Below are 17281 nucleotides of genomic sequence, written 5' to 3'. Positions count from 1 at the left end.
AACCACCTGTAATCGCGGATGAATCGCCACTTTCCGTGAAGACAAGCGAACCAGCCCATCAGTGTCGCGCAGACTGACCACTGACATCTGATAGGCTGACCGCTTTGCGATGGTCGCTAAGCTGTAGTGTCTTGCTCATCCACGACGGTAATCCTGTACTCACGCAGAGTATCGACGTTCCACGTCAATGGCCCGTGCAACGGGTTGGTCAGGAAAAGCTGAAGTGTCCACCTGCCAGCGATGGCAGGTGCGCGGAATTCAAGTAGCTGGCCGCTCGTCGCTGTCTCGGCAATGGCGATCACCTCTAAATGCGGCAGCACGCTGGCATCGCATTCCCAAACGGCCAGAACGTCATCGCCGGCCTGAAGTTCGGCGCATTTGATCGAGATCGTGATACGCTGCCTTGTCGCAACCGTCTGCGGGACCGTTTCGGGTGCCAAGGCCGACCGATCTGAAACTGCTGGAGCTTTTGGTAGGGCAAGAGCGTGACGCACCTCGCCTGCAAGCGCGGATATCGTATCCGGACGAAAATAGGTGCCGTGCCCCCCTGGCAATATCCGGCAGGTGGGATTCACAAAAAGCCGATTCCAGGCGGGCCATGGATCAATATTTCTCAGAAAGGGATTATAGTCCTTGCTTTCGGCACCAAAGAGCAACGTGGCCTGCAGGGGCAAAGCCGGAACCTCTATCCATTCCATTGCTATGAAGCCCTGCACATCTATAGCGTTGAGAACCAAGTTGCGGGCCAATTCCCCTGCGATTGCTGCCCCTTGGCAATTGCCGCCCACTGTGCACGGCCTGTCGCGCAGATAGGATGCCAGGTCGTTGGCATAGGATGCTGCAAGCGTTCGGTTGTGCCAAGTGGTCAGGGATTCTCTTCGGATCACCGTATTCAAGGACCGCATGCCGATCAGGGGCTGATCTGGCCCAAGGGCCTCTGCCAGTGCCGGGAATTCGATCGCGCTATTGAAAACCCACAAGAGTGGCGGTTTGCTGCCAGCCTCGTTTGTGATTACGATGTGGTTAAAGGCCCCGAACTTTCGGCCCGCCCATGGTTCCACAAAATTGCCAATGACCTTAAGCCAGTGTTCACACCTATGCGTGTCGCTCATTCTATTTCTCGATCAGATAATCATCTATCAGCACAGCATCCAAACCTGACGTCGCAAAAACGGCGAGAGCGTCTTCTACTGAATGAATGATGGGCTTGCCCATGATATTGAAACTTGTGTTCAGAACGATGGGCACGCCTGTCAGCGCGCCAAAGGCTTGCGTCAAATCATGCATCCACGCTGCGTTTGTTGGTGACACGGTTTGCAACCGTCCGGTTCCATCCTCGTGAACGACGGCAGGAACACGCGCCATTCCAGCGGCACGCCACGGCAATGTCACTGACATATACGGAGAAGGTTGCGAGCGCTCGAACCACTCTGGCACCCGGTTCTCTGCAATCACTGGGGCAAAAGGGCGATACGGCTCACGTCCCTTGACGCAGCGATTAATACGATCCTTCATATCTGGCGATCTTGGATCAGCAAGGATGGATCGGTTGCCCAGGGCGCGCGGGCCAAACTCTGCCCGCCCGCGCATCACGCCGATGATCTTGCCTTGAGCCAAATGCTTGGCAATCTGTCCCGCGCTATCGCCCGAGATATCGCTGACATGGCCCAACCCTTGTAAATGAGACAGGCGCCCCACGGCCTTTGGTGCCGAGGAGCTGCCCAAGTAGGCCGAACCGTTCGAGACAGGGATGCGGGTTTCACCCGTTGTTTGCATCCAACTGAGCATTGCCGCACCAATCGCGTTGCCATCATCCGCAGGTGCGGGCGGCACAAAGACACGCTCAAAGCCGGTGCGCCCAACGATGGTTCCGTTGTAAGACGAGTTTAACGCGCATCCACCGCTGAGGATCAGGGTTTCATCAGACCCCTCAAGGCAAGAAGCCAAGATCTGGTCGGTGAGATCCGCAAAAACCGCCTGACCGCTTGCTGCCAGATCAGCAGCCTGCAACACGGGTGCTGTATCGCTTCGGCCAAACTGAGACAGCGTTTCATGCGCCTTCACAAGAATGGTGTGATCGGCAAATCGCAGACGCCCCTGTTCCACGCTCAAGACCGAGGCCAGAACCTGCTGCAGCTCGGCCTTGGGAGTACCAAAAGCTGCCAGCCCCATGACTTTCCATTCTTCGCCCAAGCGCCAGTCAAATCCGCATAGGGTGGTCAACCACGCATAAAATGTCCCAAGGCTTCCGGGCCCCCAAGACCGCCACCGGCGCTTGAGCTGTCGGTCGCGCAGATCAAACAAGGAGACTGCCCCCACCTCACCCTCGCCGTCGATCACAAGGCATGCGGCATCGCTGGCCGTGGCGAACACAGTGGCGGATACGGCGTGACACAAATGATGATCAAACCGGCGTATCTTTGGCATCGTAGAGGCAAGGCGCAGACGCAATAGCGTGGCACCGGCCCCACGCTGGGCTGCTGATTGCAGCTCTCGCAGCCATAACCCGTCTGTAGCGGGCAGTAGAACGTTGGATAATGTGACAGGCACGTCAGCCTTGACGTTTTTCCAGCTTGTGGCAACCTGTAAGCTGTCGGTTTCTGGGTCAAAGCCGATGGACGACAATGCCGATTGAAGATGCGTCACATGATCCGGGGCGATGCCCCAGGCGCGCTTGTCTTGCATAAATCGCTCGGTCGCTTCGGCAAAAACAACGCGGCCCATTTCATCAACGATTGCAAGGGCAGGATCGTGCCCCGAGGTCGAAAGGCCAAGATGGTACTGTCCCATCAGGCTTCTATACGCCCCGCGATCTCTCGTACAAAGGCGCCCAACGTGTCATGCGCAAAGATGTCCGCAGGATCAATTTCCACTTGAAACTGATCCTCGATTTCACCGCTGAGCAGAACGGCCTCGATTGATTGCAGGCCAAGATCCGTAAGGACAGAGTCTGCCGTAATTTCCATATCGGCAGCCTTCGTGCGAACCTTTATTTGTTCAACAGCGAATGCAAGCACCTGCTCTTCAATAGACTGAGGCATTCTTCTTTCTTTCATGAGGAGAGCACGCAGGGCAACGCCGAGAGTGCTACGGTTTGTGATATCGGGAAATAGCGCTGTCCTTGGTTTACAAGGGATAGGTTGGGAAACCGCTCGAACACGGCGGGAATCGCGCGTCGGATGATCAATCGCGATAAGGCTGCACCAACACATCGGTGCATGCCCTGCCCAAACGACAGATGCAAGGCCCCCGGGTTGCGGTCACGGTTGATAGCCTGAAGTGTGAGGCGCGCTGTATCTCCGGCTTTCATCGCCATGCCGGCCAGCTCAAGATCAGCGCGAGCCATGCGGTAGATATACTTGGGGCTTGCGCACAGGGCTATCAGCTCTTCAAGGCGGGTAGAAATCCAGTCTGGCGTCTCGATGTTGGCGCGCTCTTCGACCGGGCCCGACAAAATCAGATGCAAAATATTTGCAAGGGTGTGGGACAGATTGAAGCTGGCCCCGTAAAGCACCAAGACAACCGCTTTGAGATCATCGGTTGAAAACCCCTCGGGGGGCTCTGCCAAAAGATCGCTGAGAAGTGAGCAGTTTGCGGTAGCGGGCACCGTCATCAGCGCCATCGCTTCGTTGAACTTTTCCTGAACGGCCAAAAGATCCCGCATCGACAGCCATGGCTCGAGAACAGCCTGAAGCTCTGGCGCCAGACGCTCAAACTGCAACGGGTCGGACGGGAACACGCCAAGGATTGGCGCAATCACAGTCTGGCGCAATAGATCGGTGAAGCCGGTGACCAGATCCGGATTGGGCATGCGCGTCAGGTTGTCGAGCGCGTCGGCGATGGCCGTGTCCGCTAGATCTGTCCAGTCTTGCAGCCGCGTTGCTCCGAGGCGTCTGCCAATTGCGGTGCGCAGGGCTTCATGGCGCGGGCCATCCATGAAGAACAGGGCATTCTGAGATATTTTAACCGCTATTGTCAGATCGCGCCCACTGTGCTGGGCTAACGTCGATAGGTAATTTGTCATCTGCGGCGGCGAGAAACGATCATTGTCGCGCACCACCTCATGGGCCAGCGCGGTATCACGGATGTCGCACAGCCGCGAGGTGGCCCGATGCGATCCTTGCGCCGTTTCGCAGGGCAGCGCAGTAGGGGCCTGCATCATGGGGGTTTGAACAAAACTGCATTGCTCTTTGCTCAGCACAATGCTCGGGAAACGACGAGCCAATGCAGGGATCGACTGCGCAAAGACCATCTCGCTTAGGAACGATCCGGGGCATTTATGCGCGCCGCTGCCAAAGCTCATGTGCCGCACGCCTGATTTGGTATCACTGCGCAGGCAGCTGTTGGTTTTGACGATGTCCACAACCGCCGCTTGCCCTTTGTGGAACGGGCGCCCGGCGATGGTGGTCGCCTCGGGTGCGACCCGTACAAGGGTGCGCGTTGATTGATAAAGGCTAAGAAGCCGCGGCAACTCGCGCTCGGCCCAGCCAGGGCGCGCCGCGTCTTGCCAGTTGCGGGGTGGTCCGGTCAGCAGACCGTATAGTGCAAAAGCAACAGACTGCGTGGCCGAGTTCGAGCCCACTAGAATTCCCAGAACCAGATACCTTGCGTCAAGCCACGCAGGCAGATCGGAGCGCCGCCGATAGAGATACTCGATCAGCGTTTCGGGCTGGTCGGGGCTTTGATGCGCTGAGGGATCGGGAAAGGTGCTGATCAACAGACCCACCGCATGTTCGAGTTTACGCAGAGTGGGCACGGAAAGATAAGGTTCGGTCAGCCGCTGAACCGTCTCGATGGCTCTGAAATGTGCCTCACTTTCGTCGATCTTGAGACCAAACATCTGCGGCATGACCCGCAAAAACAACGGGATCGTGAAATTGGCGACCAGATCGGGCTTGGGCGCTGCTGAAAGCTGTGCAAGCGCATGGGAAACCCCAGCGTCCAGAATATCTGCCCAGTGCTTCAGCCCGTCTTTGCTGAAAAAGGGCGCAATGACGCGGCGTGTCTTAAGATGATCGTCACCCGTCATGGCAACAAGCGTATTTACTGACAGGCGGTTGAGGTTTTCGAGCTTGATATCGCTGTTGTCTGACAGGGCTGCAAGATATTGGTCGATCCGAGGCAGCTCCAGGTCCCGAAGCACTGCTGCCGCGTCCGATGGGGTGCTGAAAAACGAGGTAGGATCTGCCCAGATGTTGCCGCGCATGGCCGTTATTCCCGCCTGAGAACATCGTTGGGGCTGGCGACATAGGTGTCTGCCAAAACTTGACGGCGTATCTTTCCACTGCTTGTCCGAGGTAGCTCGCCCCGTGGCAGAATACGAATATCATCAAGTTTTATGCTGTACGTGCCAGTAACCGAGCGGCGGATAGCCGACACAAGCTGACGGTGGTCGCGCTGCGGCGTCATGCCTTGCCGAACCTCGATAAACAAAGCTGCATGGCCATTTGGCGCACCGGGCGGCACAAAGACGGCGGCCCCCATTGGATTAAGCGCGGTATCCTCTTTTGCCGCCAACCATTCAATCTCTGCTGCGGCGACATTCTGGCCGTTCGTGATGATGATGTCTTTCAGACGCCCGCTGATAAGAAGAAACTGCCCCGAGACCCGTCCGAGATCCCCCGTGCGCAGCCACGATTCGCCATCCGCCGTTTGCACGAAGGTTTGCGATGTGTCCTTAGTCTGGCCAATATATTCCGCAGCGGCGGATCCCCCGCGCAACCACAACTCTCCTGTCGCACCCTCGGGCAGGACATGGCCACTATTTGGATCGCAAATCCGGATGTTCGCGCGCGTTTCCGCAGATAACAGACAAGGCGCGACGGTGGAGTTGGAAAGCGTGGCCTCGGTTGCCGGGATACCCGGCTCTCCGGCGATGAAGAGCGTGTATTCCGCCATGCCATAGCAGGCAAAGGCGGCTTTTGGATCAAGTCCTTGCTTTGCGAACCGGGTCGAGAAGCGCCCCAAAAGGTCTGCGGGGATGGGTTCTGCGCCGCAAAACGCGCGTTTCCAGCTTGATAGGTCAAGAGTATCACAGGCGCTTTCAGGAACACGATTCAGGCATTCCTGAAACGCAAACGCAGGCCCGCCACTGAAGGTTGCACGATAGGTTGAAATCGCCTTGAGCCAGGAGAGCGGGCTGCGGATCATTTCAAACGGGCTCATCTGCAGTGACTGCCCGCCGCTGAGAAGGGTGTAGAGAATACCCCCCATCAGCCCCATGTCGTGATAATGCGGCAGCCAGTTGACTGTAACAGTTTCCGCGTTCACGCCCCAAAGCCGTTGAATCATCGCGCAGTTGGCGCGGATCTGTTGAGCAGTGATCGGAACGGCCTTTGGAAAACGGGTTGAGCCAGACGTGTGCTGTATGATCGGAGCCACTATCTTGGGTGCGCTATTGAACGTTGCCAGCGGCACATTCGGGCCGTCCACCACATAGACCGGACAAATCTGATTGCCCTCATCATCACACAGCTGGGCAGTAACAGCCGCTTGATGGGCGCTTGTACATAAAACCACCGTCGCGCCGCAGGTTTCCACAATATGGCGCATCCGGCCCGGTGCATCTGATGGTCGCGGTGGCGCGATGGGCACCAGACAGCCTTCGCCGATCAGCGACGCAAGCAGCGGGAATAAAAACGCCTCGCCAAAAGGGAGCGCGGCGATCATCACCTGCGGCCCGTTCCCCAGACAGGTGGCCCAGTCTTTCAAGCAGTTTTCTGCTTCTTCCAGCAACTGGGATCCGGTGTAGTGGGTTGCGCGATCCCCACGCCCCAGCACACTGATCTGGCGCGTATCTGCACGCGCAGTCAGAACATCCAGAATATCCTGCCGCAGACTGACGGTCGTTCCATGGGTGGACTCCCGTCTCGCAAGACGGCCGCCCTGCGTCGCACGTTCCATATCAGGAGACGCGATCAAGCTGAGATGAGCGTATCATGGAGGATCGCTTGATGGCGAAATAGGTATTCAGATATTTGACCAGGATTGGCGAGAGATCCCATGCGATTTCGGGGCGCGCACGTGTCATTTCGTTCACTGCATCAATGACGCGTCTTGCGTTGGGGTCCTTGGCCCCAGATCGCATGAGTTTCAGCATGACACCGGAACCGGCAATCTTTGCCTTTGACTGGCGTCGCAAATGTTCGGGCGCGGGCTTCAAAAGTTTAGCGACATGCTTGAACCGCTTGATCACATTGTCTGGCTCAAAAAGCGCGTCCACAAGCCAGATTGCGCCCTCGGCCAATTGCTTGCGGGTCATGTTCTTGGGGATGATATTGGTCCAGCAATCCGTGCCAGCAAAGCTGATTTCATTGCCGTTCTGAACAAGACGTCCTTCGGCCTCCATTGTTGCGTAAAGAGGTGTTGCAACCGGCGCGACCAAAACAGTTACCCTGATCGTCACAACCGGAAGGGCCATGCCAAATTCGAACTGGCGTTCAAAGCAGCTAAGATCATCGCTGTCAAAACCGATCATCATCCCAGAGGACACCACGATGCCGGATTCCACCACAGTCTGGGTTTGCTTGACGAGATCCTGCTTCAGGTTCTGACGCTTTTTTGACTCTTGTAGTGCCTCGTCGCTGTTGGTTTCGATGCCAATGAAGATGTCTCGTACGCCAGCTTCGTTGCACAAATCCATGATGCCCTGGTCGCGTGCGATATCTATGGATGCCTGTGTTGAGAATTGGACAGGCTCCCGACCGTCACGCCCATTCCAAGCTGCCAGCACCTCCAGCAACTCTCGCGTTCTTTTGCGATAGACCGTAAAGTTGTCATCCGAAAGGCTGATGTTTCTATAGCCGTGGTCATAGAGCAATTGGCATTCTTCGATGACTTTTTCGGGCGGTTTGTGTCGCTGGGTTCGCCCCAGATACTGGATCACATCGCAAAAATGGCATTCAAACGGGCAGCCGCGACTGGTTTGAATAACTCCGGTGACGACACGCTCATTTCGATAAAGATCCCAGCGCGGCAAAGGAGAAAGCGCCATATCCGCCTTGCCACCTACATATCGCGGCTTGAGCGCGCCATTCCGCAGATCGCGCATGAATTCCTCTGCCGAAGTTTCGAACTCTCCGATCACGAGGCAATCAGCGTCGGCTTCGAAAACCTCTGGGGCCAGTGAAACATGTGCGCCCCCCATGACGACAGTTCGCCCCATTTTCTTGAATTCCTGAGCGATTTCGATGCCGCGCCTTGCTTGGGAAACATTCATGCTGATGCAAACGATCTGTGCGGGATTGGTGAAATCCACATCTTCAATCAGTTCATCACACAGCGTTAAATTTACATCCGGGTCAAAGAACGCGGCGACGGTCACAATGCCCGCAGCAGCCATAAGTGTGAACCGCTCGTCCAGATTGAGGGATGCGTCGGAAATAAGCGTGTCGCGTCCAAATTCCGGTGTTGGAGCAATAAGGTAAACGTCCATTTCAGAAGAACCCCATTTTAACAGACCACCCAGCAAACGGTGGCGTGTCGCCCGACAGGGCTCGATGTCGTTGTTGACCCTAACGGCAGGGCTCGTAGCCTTGGGTTTGTGGGATGCTTCAGCGACATGTGGCCACGAGGTATCGTGGCTTTAATCGGACGATCAGCACCAACCAGAACCTAAGAAATTACGGGTACTTACAAGATAACTAGCAAAGCTATAGTGCGACGATGGTCGCGCACGCTCAGCATATATAGCTGCCACAATCCCACCAACCCATCCATGAGAGGTAGTAACATCCTCCGGAAGATCGGTTTAAGCTCCATACTCAGTGGTCAACTCAAGCGACTGTACATCTTGACGCGTGGGGCTTGGTTTTTCACGATCTTCAAGGTCGACTTGTGATCGCAGTCCCCACAGCATCTCTCATCTGCGGATGACCCAGCGTAGCGGTCTTGGCGACAAATGTCATCCCTCAAGCGGGCATGGCGCGCTAAAACAGCAGGGGCCACCCCTGCACTGATTCCACCTTGCGCGCCGCAGTTCAGTCGTTTAAACGCCGCTTCGCGTTGCCTCGATTGATTTGTGGGTGGAGCATGTCGTTCGAAATTTGCGGGTCCGCTCGCGAATGACTTGCAAAACCATAGGGTTCAAGGCAAATGAGAAGAACCAGTAGGGCCATAGTAGCGCCCGCAAAGCCCCATTAGCTCAGCTGGTAGAGCAGGTCCTTCGTAAGGACAAGGTCGGCGGTTCGAGTCCGTCATGGGGCACCAGTTCTCTCGGGCAATGCGCTAAATTCTAACCAAAAATCGGCTGATAGTTGCCTCTTCGGGTCCAGTTCGGGTTCTCGGGATCAAAGCGGGGCTTCGGCCAGGCCGGCGCGGTGCAACAGAATTTCCGCACTGTCGTTCCAAACATTCGTTGACGTTATTTTGCCATCCCGCACCACGAACATATCCATGTAACGGTTGGTTTCGAACGGCGTGCCATCCGGCCATTCGCCGTATAGAAACCCAGTGTTGTAGACGTATACGGACCCTGTTTCGGCGTCGTAGGCGGCATCTGTTCGCAAAAAGCGCTTTTTCACCCATTTGTAGCGTTTGGCGTTAAACGCAGTTGTATCCGCCGGGCCGGTAAACTGACGCCCGCCGGTAAAGATGACCTCGAAATCATCAGCGACATAGGCGGCGGCCCCGATAGGGTCTGGCACCATGGAGCGTTCTAGGTAGGCCTCAACGATTTCTTTGGCGGCGGTAACGGGGTTTGACATGGGGTATCTCCAGGTGGGCTTGGTTCGGTAATTTGTGAGGGCGCGATCAGGGGGCGACGCAGCCTTTGATCTGACAGAGGTCTTTTGCGCCAAATATCAGCCGATTGAGAGGGCCGTTCGCCTGTCCGCCCAATCTGGGCCTGTCTCTAAAGGCGCTTGGGCGATCCTCCATCCTCAACGCTTAATGGCTGTGCAATTCAGGCAATGCATGGGTAAACACGGGCTTGCCGCGTTTGAACCCGTACATTGGCTGAGCAAGCTCGGCCACGGCCATTGTCGCATCCCGGGCATCAATTATGACCAGATCTGCGGGTGCGCCTTTCTGGATCCCGTAGTCTTTCAGGTTCAGAAGTTTGGCGGAGCGAGAGGACACCATATCAAGGCATCCGGCCATATCTTCGCGTCGTCCGATCTGTGCGATATTGGCGTAGAGATTGGCCATTCGGATCAGGGAGCAATCGCCAAACGGAGTGAATGGGTTGAGCACATTGTTTGTGGACAAAGAGCAATTTACCCCTTCGGCGGCCATCAGATGTATTGGCGTTACGCCACGCGGCACGCTCAGATTTTCTGTGTGGTCGCGATGCATCAGGAAAAGATCGGTGGACGGAAGAACCGTGACGGCGACACCTGCATCCGCAAGGCGCCGTGAAAGCGCGGTAAGCCGATGGGCAGACATATTTGCGAATTTGGTGACATGGCCCACCGCAACCCTGCCGCCCCAGCCATATTCATCCGCCTTTCGGCAGACGTAGTCCACGTCGAGGGACGTGGCATCGGAGCCGAAATCGAGATGCATGTCGATGTCTACGTCGAAGTCGCGTGCCATCTCGAAAACGCGGTCAATCTGGCCATGTGGGTTCGTGTCTGTGTAGGGTGCTGCCCCTACCGAGCCTGCACCGTCCTTTAGGGCTGCGACCATCAATTCATCCGTGCCGGGGTTATTGAGCAGCCCATCCTGTGGAAAAACGCAGATTTCCACATCAATGGCCCATGCGAATTCCGCGATTGTATGTTTCACGCCCTCAAATCCCCGCAGACCAACGACAGGATCGACCTCGACATGGGTGCGCATCTGCGTGGTGCCCTTGAGCACACATTTTCGCAGCGTCTTGGCCGCGCGGAAAGCAACATCTTCTTCGGTAAAAGCGGCTTTCAGGCCAACGACCTCGGCTATGGCTTCCTGCAGGCCGCCTTTCATCTGACACCGGTCAAGAATGCATGATTTGTCGAGATGGATATGCGTCTCGACAAAGCCGGGGAGAACGATCCGACCGTTCAGGTGGAGGGCTTTGTCGCCTTGCTCCAGCGTGCCCGCCGCTTTCATCTCGACAATCTTGCCACCGTGCACACCCAGATCAAACGCCTGACCTGGCTCTGAGGGCAGGGTGATGTTATGAAATGTCAGATCCATGAGGCTCCCTTTCTTCTCATTGCGCAGCCACCTCGGCACCGAGGTAGGCTTGTTCGATTGATGCATCCTTTTGCAAATCCACCGATGTCCCCGATTTCACGACTTGTCCGCTTTCCAACACATAGGCGCGGTCGGCAATGGCCAGCGCCAGCGTTGCCATTTGGTCCACAAGCAAGACAGTGACCCCTTCGTCACGCAGATCGGCGAGCACATCGTAGAGCTCTGCTATGATAGACGGCGCCAAACCCAGCGATGGCTCGTCCAGCAAAAGAATGCGTGGGTTTGCGATCAGGCCGCGGGCAATCGCGAGCATCTGCTGTTCCCCACCCGAGAGAACGCCAGCGGGCGCGTCGATCCGATCGCACAGCCGCGGAAAGCGCTGAAGCAGTCTGTCGATCTCTGCCTCGGCGTCAAGATCGGTCCGGTTATAAGCGCCCATCAGAATATTGTCGCGTACGCTCATCAGTGGAAAGACCTGCCGTCCTTCCGGAACAAGCGACAAGCCCGCGCGTGCGATCTGGTGGGCTGGCCGCTCTTCAATGGGCACCATATCAAGCAGGATCGCCCCCGAGACAGGCCTGTGCAGCCCTGCAAGGGATCGCATCATCGTTGATTTTCCGGCACCGTTTGCCCCCAACACGGCGACCATCTCGCCGGGCTGAACATCCATGTCCAAAGAGTCGAGCGCTGCGGCGGCCCCATATCCCGCGGTCAAACTGCGTGTGCTGAGCACGTCCTTTTTGCCGCCACGTATCCAAGGTTTGCTGCGTTCGCGGCCTTGATAGGCGCTGTCGCCAAGATACGCCCGGCGCACGGCGGGATCATTTTGAACATCACTCGGCGCTCCGGTTTTGATCGGAACACCGGCATCCAGAACGATAATCTCGTCTGAAATGCGCATGATCATCGACATATCATGTTCGACCAGAACAACGGCAACGCCAGCCTCTGCAATCTTGCGGATCAGCAGGCTTAGTGCCTCTTTGTCGCTATGCATCAAGCCAGCCGCAGGCTCGTCCAAAAGAAGAACAGAAGGTTTCGTGGCCAATGCGCGGGCGATTTCCACCAGACGCTTGTCAACATGGGGCAAATCGCCGGATCGGCGCGCCACGGGGCCTTTGTATCCCACAAAGGCAAGTAGGTCGTCGGCGAGGGCGATCTGAGCATCGCGAGGCGGGCGTCCCAGCAACCAGCCAAGGTGCCCGGTGCCAAGGGCGATCAGGATATTCTCACGCACACTCAAGTCTTCAAAAAGCTGTGTGGTCTGGTAGGTGCGTGCAATGCCAGCGCGCGCTGTGCGCCAAGCCGGGCGGCCTGCGATATCCTCTGACATTTCGATGCGGCCGCTGTCAGGTTTGTAAAACCCGCTGATCATGTTCAGCACGGTTGTCTTGCCCGCGCCATTTGGCCCGATCACACTGGTTATGCGCCCTGAGGGGGCGGTGAATGACACATCCTTTGCCGCCTGAACCCCACCAAACTTGATCCCGAGGTCAGTGACCTTTAATCCGCCGGTGTTTTCGTTCAGGCCTGAGAGAAAGTCACCAAGGGCTTTGCCGGATGCCTTTGCTGTGGTTGGATCTTCGGCGCTTAGGTATCCCATCAGCCCACCGATGATCCCTTTTGGTGCCAGCAGAAGCACGCCCATCATGATACCGCCAAAGATGAGCAACCGGTATTCCGCGAGGCCTGATAAGACCTCGGGCAACAGAACCACGATCAGGCTGCCTATGACTGGCCCCAAAAGACGCCCGGTTCCGCCGACAATCACAGCCAGAAGAAACAGAATTGACTGGAAGAAAGGGAAGGAACCTGGGCTGATGAAGAGTTGTAGCGGTGTAAAAAGCGCCCCTGCGAGCCCGGCCAAAAGTGCAGAAAGAACAAAGGCCGTGGTCTTGATCGCAAAGGGGTTAAGACCGATGGACTGCGCCGCCACGTCGCTGGAGGCCACTGCGCGCATTGCCATACCCCACCGGCCCCGTGACAGTTGTAGAAACAACAGCAGGGACACTCCGGCAAGGAGCACCGCAGCAATCGCCACCTCGGTTTCAAAGAATATGCGCCCAGCAAATTCAGGCGACCGGAAGCCCATCAGGCCATTATGCCCACCGGTAAGATCCCGTAATTCGATCGCAGCATGTTCGACGATAAAGGCGAAGGCGATTGTCATCATCGCAAGATAGGGGCCCGCGACCCGCAGGGCTGGCATCGCCAGCAACATGCCCGCAAAGCTGCTTATGATGCCAGACACGATGAAAGCCAGCCAATAATCAAAGCCTGCGATCACCATGATCGCCGTCGTGTAGGCACCGATCGCGAAGAACCCGACATGACCAAAGGAAATCTGTCCGGAAAGCCCCAACAGAATATTGAGACCGACACCAACGACGACATTCAGCGCAAAAAGGGCGAGGATGAAGACAAGGTAACCATTGGCATTGAGTGCCAGCATGATCGTGATGGCGGTCAGAGCCACTATTCCCAAGATTGACGTGCCCGGATGGGCCAAAAGCCGGGTCAAGCGCAGCCGTGCGGATACGTATTCTTGTTCAGCCATGGATCAGACTTTCTTGAGTTCTGCGCGACCAAACAGGCCGTTCGGCACCGTCACCAGCACCAGTATGACAACACTGAATGAGACGATCTGCGTATAGCTCGAACCAATGTAAGCGGTGGTCAGGGCCTCGACGCAGCCATAAAGCACGCCAGCAATCATGACGCCCCAAGCGCTGCTGATCCCGCCGAGAATAGCAGCCGCAAACGCCTTGATACCAAAGACGACACCCATGCCGGCCGACACGTTGAAAAGCGGAGCGATCAGCAATCCCGCGACACCGGCAAAAATTGCCGAAATTGCAAAGGATGCTGCGATAACCGCTTGTGTATTCACGCCTGTCAGACGTGCCGCCTCTGGTCGTTGCACAGAGGCCAGCATGGCTTTGCCAAGTCGGGTTTTGGTCGTCACAATCGTCAAGGCCATTGCAATCGCAAGACCGACGACCGGAATGATCAGCTGCAACGGATAGGCGCCAGCGCCAAAGATATCGATCGCATTTTCAACAAACGGTGACGGCAGGCTGCGGGGTTCTTTGCCGAAGGTGAACAGAATGATGTTATCAAGGACAATCCCGCCTGCAACCGTCGCCATGAGCCAAGCGTCAGAGCCGCGCGCGGCGAAAGGGCGAACCAAGAAGCGTTCCACCGCGAGACCCAGTATCGCACAACAGGCCAAAGCCGCCGGAATTCCAATCCAGAACGGCCAACCCAGCGTCACCATGAAAGTATACCCCATGACAGCGCCGAACATCATGGATGAACCCTGACTGAAGTTGACTGTTTTTGACACCGCATAGGTAATGTGAAAGCCCAGAGCCATCAGCCCGTACATCGAGCCAAGCGCCAGTCCGGTAATGAGTGTGGACGCGATCATGATCCTCTCCCGCAAGTGATACGGAAGGCCCTTTGGCCTTCCGACGTTTTGTTTCGGGGGCGCTACTTGATGGGGATGATCTCGCCGTCAATAAATCGCGTGAACACGTAGTCTTCTGCTCCCAGCGCGTCGTGCTGCTCTGGCGTGAAGGGGGTGGAATAGGTTTTGATCAACCCGTCATAGCTGTCGATGTCATAGAACCCTTGGCGAATTGCCGGACCGTCCGTTGAACCTGCGTTCTGAATGGCAAGAGCCGTAAGATGCATCGCGTCATAGGCATTCGCGATGCCCACTGCCGGGGTGACATCCGCCGGACCTTTGATTTCGGGAAACTTGGCCATTAGCGCGTCCAGAGTTGCCGCAGCTTTGGGCGAGTCGTTGCCTGAGAAGGTGAAGGTTTGGATCATTTCCACGTCTTTGGCACGCGGCCCGGCCAGTTCAGAGAAGCGGCCTCCGGCTGGTCCCCAATGGGATATGACCGGAACGTCCCAGCCCATGCGCTCCAGTGATTTCATGACCTGCGCAGACGGGCCCACATTGGCGACCATAAAGATCGCATCGGCACCGGCCTCTTTTAGTCGGGTCAACTGTGGAACGACGTCGATATCGTTTGCTTCAACCCGCTCAATCCCGGCTGTGGGCATTCCCTTTGCCTCAAGGGCGGCGGTCAATCCTTTCTCGTTTGACTCGCCCCAAGGGTTGTTGATCAGCATCATGCCGGGGTTTTTTGACCCATGAACTGTCACTGCGCGTTCGACGAGAGCGACGTCCACCATTTCATCCACGGCAGACACCCGGAAGACATAGTTCTCTTCGGCACCGTTTTGGGTGATTGGGGTGCCAGCGGCCCATGGCCCCATGAACGGAACTTTGGCTTGGTTCATGTAAGGCACCAAGGCGAGTGAGACAGGCGTTTGCAGGCCGCCAAACAACACCACGACCCCTTCGCGCTGGACCAGTTCGCGCGCTGCGGTCAGACCTTTGCCGGGGTTGTCCTCGTCATCGCGGCGGATCATCTCGACCTGTTTGCCCAACAGCCCGCCGGCTGCGTTGATCTCATCAATCGCCAGCGCCATACCTCGGGTGATTGCTTCGCCGGACTTGGCAGAGGGGCCGGAGAGAGAGGCGATCAGCCCGATCTTGATGGTATCCTGCGCCAGGCCGGGTGTAGCAAACGCTGTGACCGTGGCGAGCGCAAGCCCGGCAAAGGAGCGGCGCGTGAACTTTTGGTTCAGAATGGTCTTCATGTGGTTTCCTTTCGGGTCTGGTTGAAGGGTTAGGTCAGTCGCCATTGATGCGCGCGGATCGTCGCGCGCTCAGTCATCCATCACGGACACAGGGACGCGACGATGTTGCGCCGATCCGGCGGGTGCGCCCAAGGATGACTTTGGCGACCGATCCTATGGGTAGAAGCTCTGGTGAATTCAGCGATGTGCGCGCCGCCGAGAAGTTTCTGGGCGGCACTGAACCGGATGATCTGAGTGCTCGTCCAAAAGAGCCTGTCCAATGCGCTGCCATCACTGCCCATGAGAGCTGCCGCATCGTCATCAAAAGACGTTGTTACCTCTTCACCAGTCTCTGTGATGTTAACTTTCATGCCTTATTGAGCCCCCGGACGAAACGTCAGAACGCGCGTGCTCTAGACAGGTCCGAGCGCGCGTCTGTTTTGAGGTCCACGCAAAAGGCGCGTCGTTGCAACTTGTTTGCAGGTTCAGCTCTGGCAATTCCGCAAGGGGTGGTGAGTAATTGCTTACTTACTATGCAAGTGCCTAAATATTGCTCGATTTTGGGGGCGGCGATTGGGGTGGAATTCGACCTTCAGAGTTTAATCACATGCGGCTTTGGCCGAGATTAGGCGATCTTCTTTGAAAAAACCTTAGAGAGACACCGTCGCCGTGCGGGTGATTTTGGGCTGCATGGCCTTTGCTCAATACGCTACCACTCCACAAACTGCAGAGACGCTCTGCCGACAACGAAACGGGGCGCAGGGTTCAAGTGCTGATATCACTTGAAAGCAAAGCGAGTACTGCTTGTGTCACGTGCCTTTTTCGCTCTGCTAAAAATTCCGGTGATGACATATCCACGCCAAAGGTTGCCGTGAGAGTGAATCTGTTGGTGATGTGAATGAAACTGAGGCCCAGAATTGTGAGGTAGAGATTCAGCGCATCTGGCCGATACGGAAACTCGCCCGATGCATGACCTTGCGAAATCAGCTTATCTATCTTGGCTATGAAGGGTGCTGATGCTGTTCTGATCGAGTCGGCAATATTGACCGCTGCGCGCCCCTTGTTGAGGTTCTCATTGATGATCATGCGCGGGAAACTCTGGTTTCTTAGCATGTAGTCAAAGGTGAAATGCGTCAGGGCGATGATTGCTTGTTTCGGGGGCAGATTCCAGAAATTCGCAGAGGCTTCGCTGCTGCGCAGATGTTGGTAGACGCGTGTCAGAGCGGCAAGGTAGAGGCCATCTTTGCTTTCGAAATAATGGTACAGCATCCGGATATTGCAGCCGGCTGCACGGACAATATTCGTTGTGCTCGCGCCAGCATATCCGTGCTCGCAGAACTCTTCGATCGCTGCGAGCAATATCTTCTCTTTGGTTTGCGATGCGCTTCGACCTTCACTTCTGGGCGCGACCTCTGGGACTGCTGAAATTCTATTGCTCATGAGCGTTCCTCGGTGATTGGCCCAGCCCATCATAAACAGATTTTGTTTGCAGGGAACTATAAGTAAT

General features: G+C 56.3%; 13 protein-coding genes and 1 tRNA gene. 1 reads left to right on the top strand and 13 read right to left on the bottom strand.

Annotated elements, in window-relative coordinates; genetic code table 11:
• Positions 1 to 116 precede the first annotated feature (116 nt).
• From ACLGGT_RS06430 to ACLGGT_RS06405, 6 genes are all read right to left on the bottom strand, one after another.
• Positions 117 to 896, bottom strand: a complete 780-nt coding sequence (locus ACLGGT_RS06430; protein ID WP_219434892.1) for a hypothetical protein — start codon at positions 894 to 896, stop codon at positions 117 to 119.
• Positions 897 to 1113: 217 nt separating this feature from the next.
• On the bottom strand, positions 1114 to 2790 hold the full coding sequence (locus ACLGGT_RS06425) for a carbamoyltransferase family protein (RefSeq protein ID WP_437195361.1): 1677 nt from the start codon (positions 2788 to 2790) through the stop codon (positions 1114 to 1116).
• Positions 2790 to 3041 carry an acyl carrier protein gene (locus ACLGGT_RS06420; protein ID WP_008282696.1) on the bottom strand — a complete coding sequence of 84 codons (252 nt, stop codon included), beginning with the start codon at positions 3039 to 3041 and terminating at the stop codon, positions 2790 to 2792. Before ACLGGT_RS06420 ends, ACLGGT_RS06425 begins: the two co-directional genes overlap by 1 nt.
• Before the next feature lie 11 nt (positions 3042 to 3052).
• Positions 3053 to 5206 carry a hypothetical protein gene (locus ACLGGT_RS06415; RefSeq protein ID WP_437195360.1) on the bottom strand — a complete coding sequence of 718 codons (2154 nt, stop codon included), beginning with the start codon at positions 5204 to 5206 and terminating at the stop codon, positions 3053 to 3055.
• 5 nt (positions 5207 to 5211) lie between these two features.
• Positions 5212 to 6903, bottom strand: a complete 1692-nt coding sequence (locus tag ACLGGT_RS06410; RefSeq protein ID WP_437195359.1) for an AMP-binding protein — start codon at positions 6901 to 6903, stop codon at positions 5212 to 5214.
• Position 6904: 1 nt separating this feature from the next.
• Positions 6905 to 8470, bottom strand: a complete 1566-nt coding sequence (locus ACLGGT_RS06405; protein WP_437195358.1) for a radical SAM protein — start codon at positions 8468 to 8470, stop codon at positions 6905 to 6907.
• A gap of 661 nt (positions 8471 to 9131) precedes the next feature.
• On the opposite strand from ACLGGT_RS06405, the gene ACLGGT_RS06400 reads away from it, so the two are divergent.
• A tRNA-Thr gene (locus ACLGGT_RS06400) sits at positions 9132 to 9207 on the top strand.
• 80 nt (positions 9208 to 9287) lie between these two features.
• Here ACLGGT_RS06400 and ACLGGT_RS06395 read toward each other — a convergent pair.
• From ACLGGT_RS06395 to ACLGGT_RS06365, 7 genes are all read right to left on the bottom strand, one after another.
• Complete coding sequence (locus ACLGGT_RS06395; RefSeq protein ID WP_081507282.1) at positions 9288 to 9704, bottom strand: nuclear transport factor 2 family protein; 417 nt, start codon at positions 9702 to 9704, stop codon at positions 9288 to 9290.
• Between the two features lie 181 nt (positions 9705 to 9885).
• On the bottom strand, positions 9886 to 11118 hold the full coding sequence (locus ACLGGT_RS06390) for an amidohydrolase family protein (RefSeq protein ID WP_437195357.1): 1233 nt from the start codon (positions 11116 to 11118) through the stop codon (positions 9886 to 9888).
• 16 nt (positions 11119 to 11134) lie between these two features.
• The gene (locus tag ACLGGT_RS06385; protein ID WP_437195356.1) at positions 11135 to 13675 is read right to left on the bottom strand and encodes a branched-chain amino acid ABC transporter ATP-binding protein/permease; all 2541 of its coding nucleotides are present in this window, start codon (positions 13673 to 13675) and stop codon (positions 11135 to 11137) included.
• 3 nt (positions 13676 to 13678) lie between these two features.
• Positions 13679 to 14548 carry a branched-chain amino acid ABC transporter permease gene (locus tag ACLGGT_RS06380; RefSeq protein ID WP_437195355.1) on the bottom strand — a complete coding sequence of 290 codons (870 nt, stop codon included), beginning with the start codon at positions 14546 to 14548 and terminating at the stop codon, positions 13679 to 13681.
• 62 nt (positions 14549 to 14610) lie between these two features.
• Positions 14611 to 15795 (bottom strand): ABC transporter substrate-binding protein, encoded by a 1185-nt coding sequence (locus ACLGGT_RS06375; protein ID WP_008282686.1) that lies wholly within the window; start codon positions 15793 to 15795, stop codon positions 14611 to 14613.
• 80 nt (positions 15796 to 15875) lie between these two features.
• A complete protein-coding gene (locus ACLGGT_RS06370) occupies positions 15876 to 16145 on the bottom strand; it encodes an AtzH-like domain-containing protein (RefSeq protein WP_437195353.1) in 270 nt (89 codons plus the stop codon).
• A gap of 394 nt (positions 16146 to 16539) precedes the next feature.
• On the bottom strand, positions 16540 to 17214 hold the full coding sequence (locus ACLGGT_RS06365; protein WP_037298635.1) for a TetR/AcrR family transcriptional regulator: 675 nt from the start codon (positions 17212 to 17214) through the stop codon (positions 16540 to 16542).
• Between the last annotated feature and the right edge of the window lie 67 nt (positions 17215 to 17281).

This window comes from Roseovarius sp. MS2, assembly GCF_051447875.1.
Taxonomy (GTDB): domain Bacteria; phylum Pseudomonadota; class Alphaproteobacteria; order Rhodobacterales; family Rhodobacteraceae; genus Roseovarius; species Roseovarius mucosus_A.
This window is presented reverse-complemented; position numbering and strand designations above follow the sequence as displayed.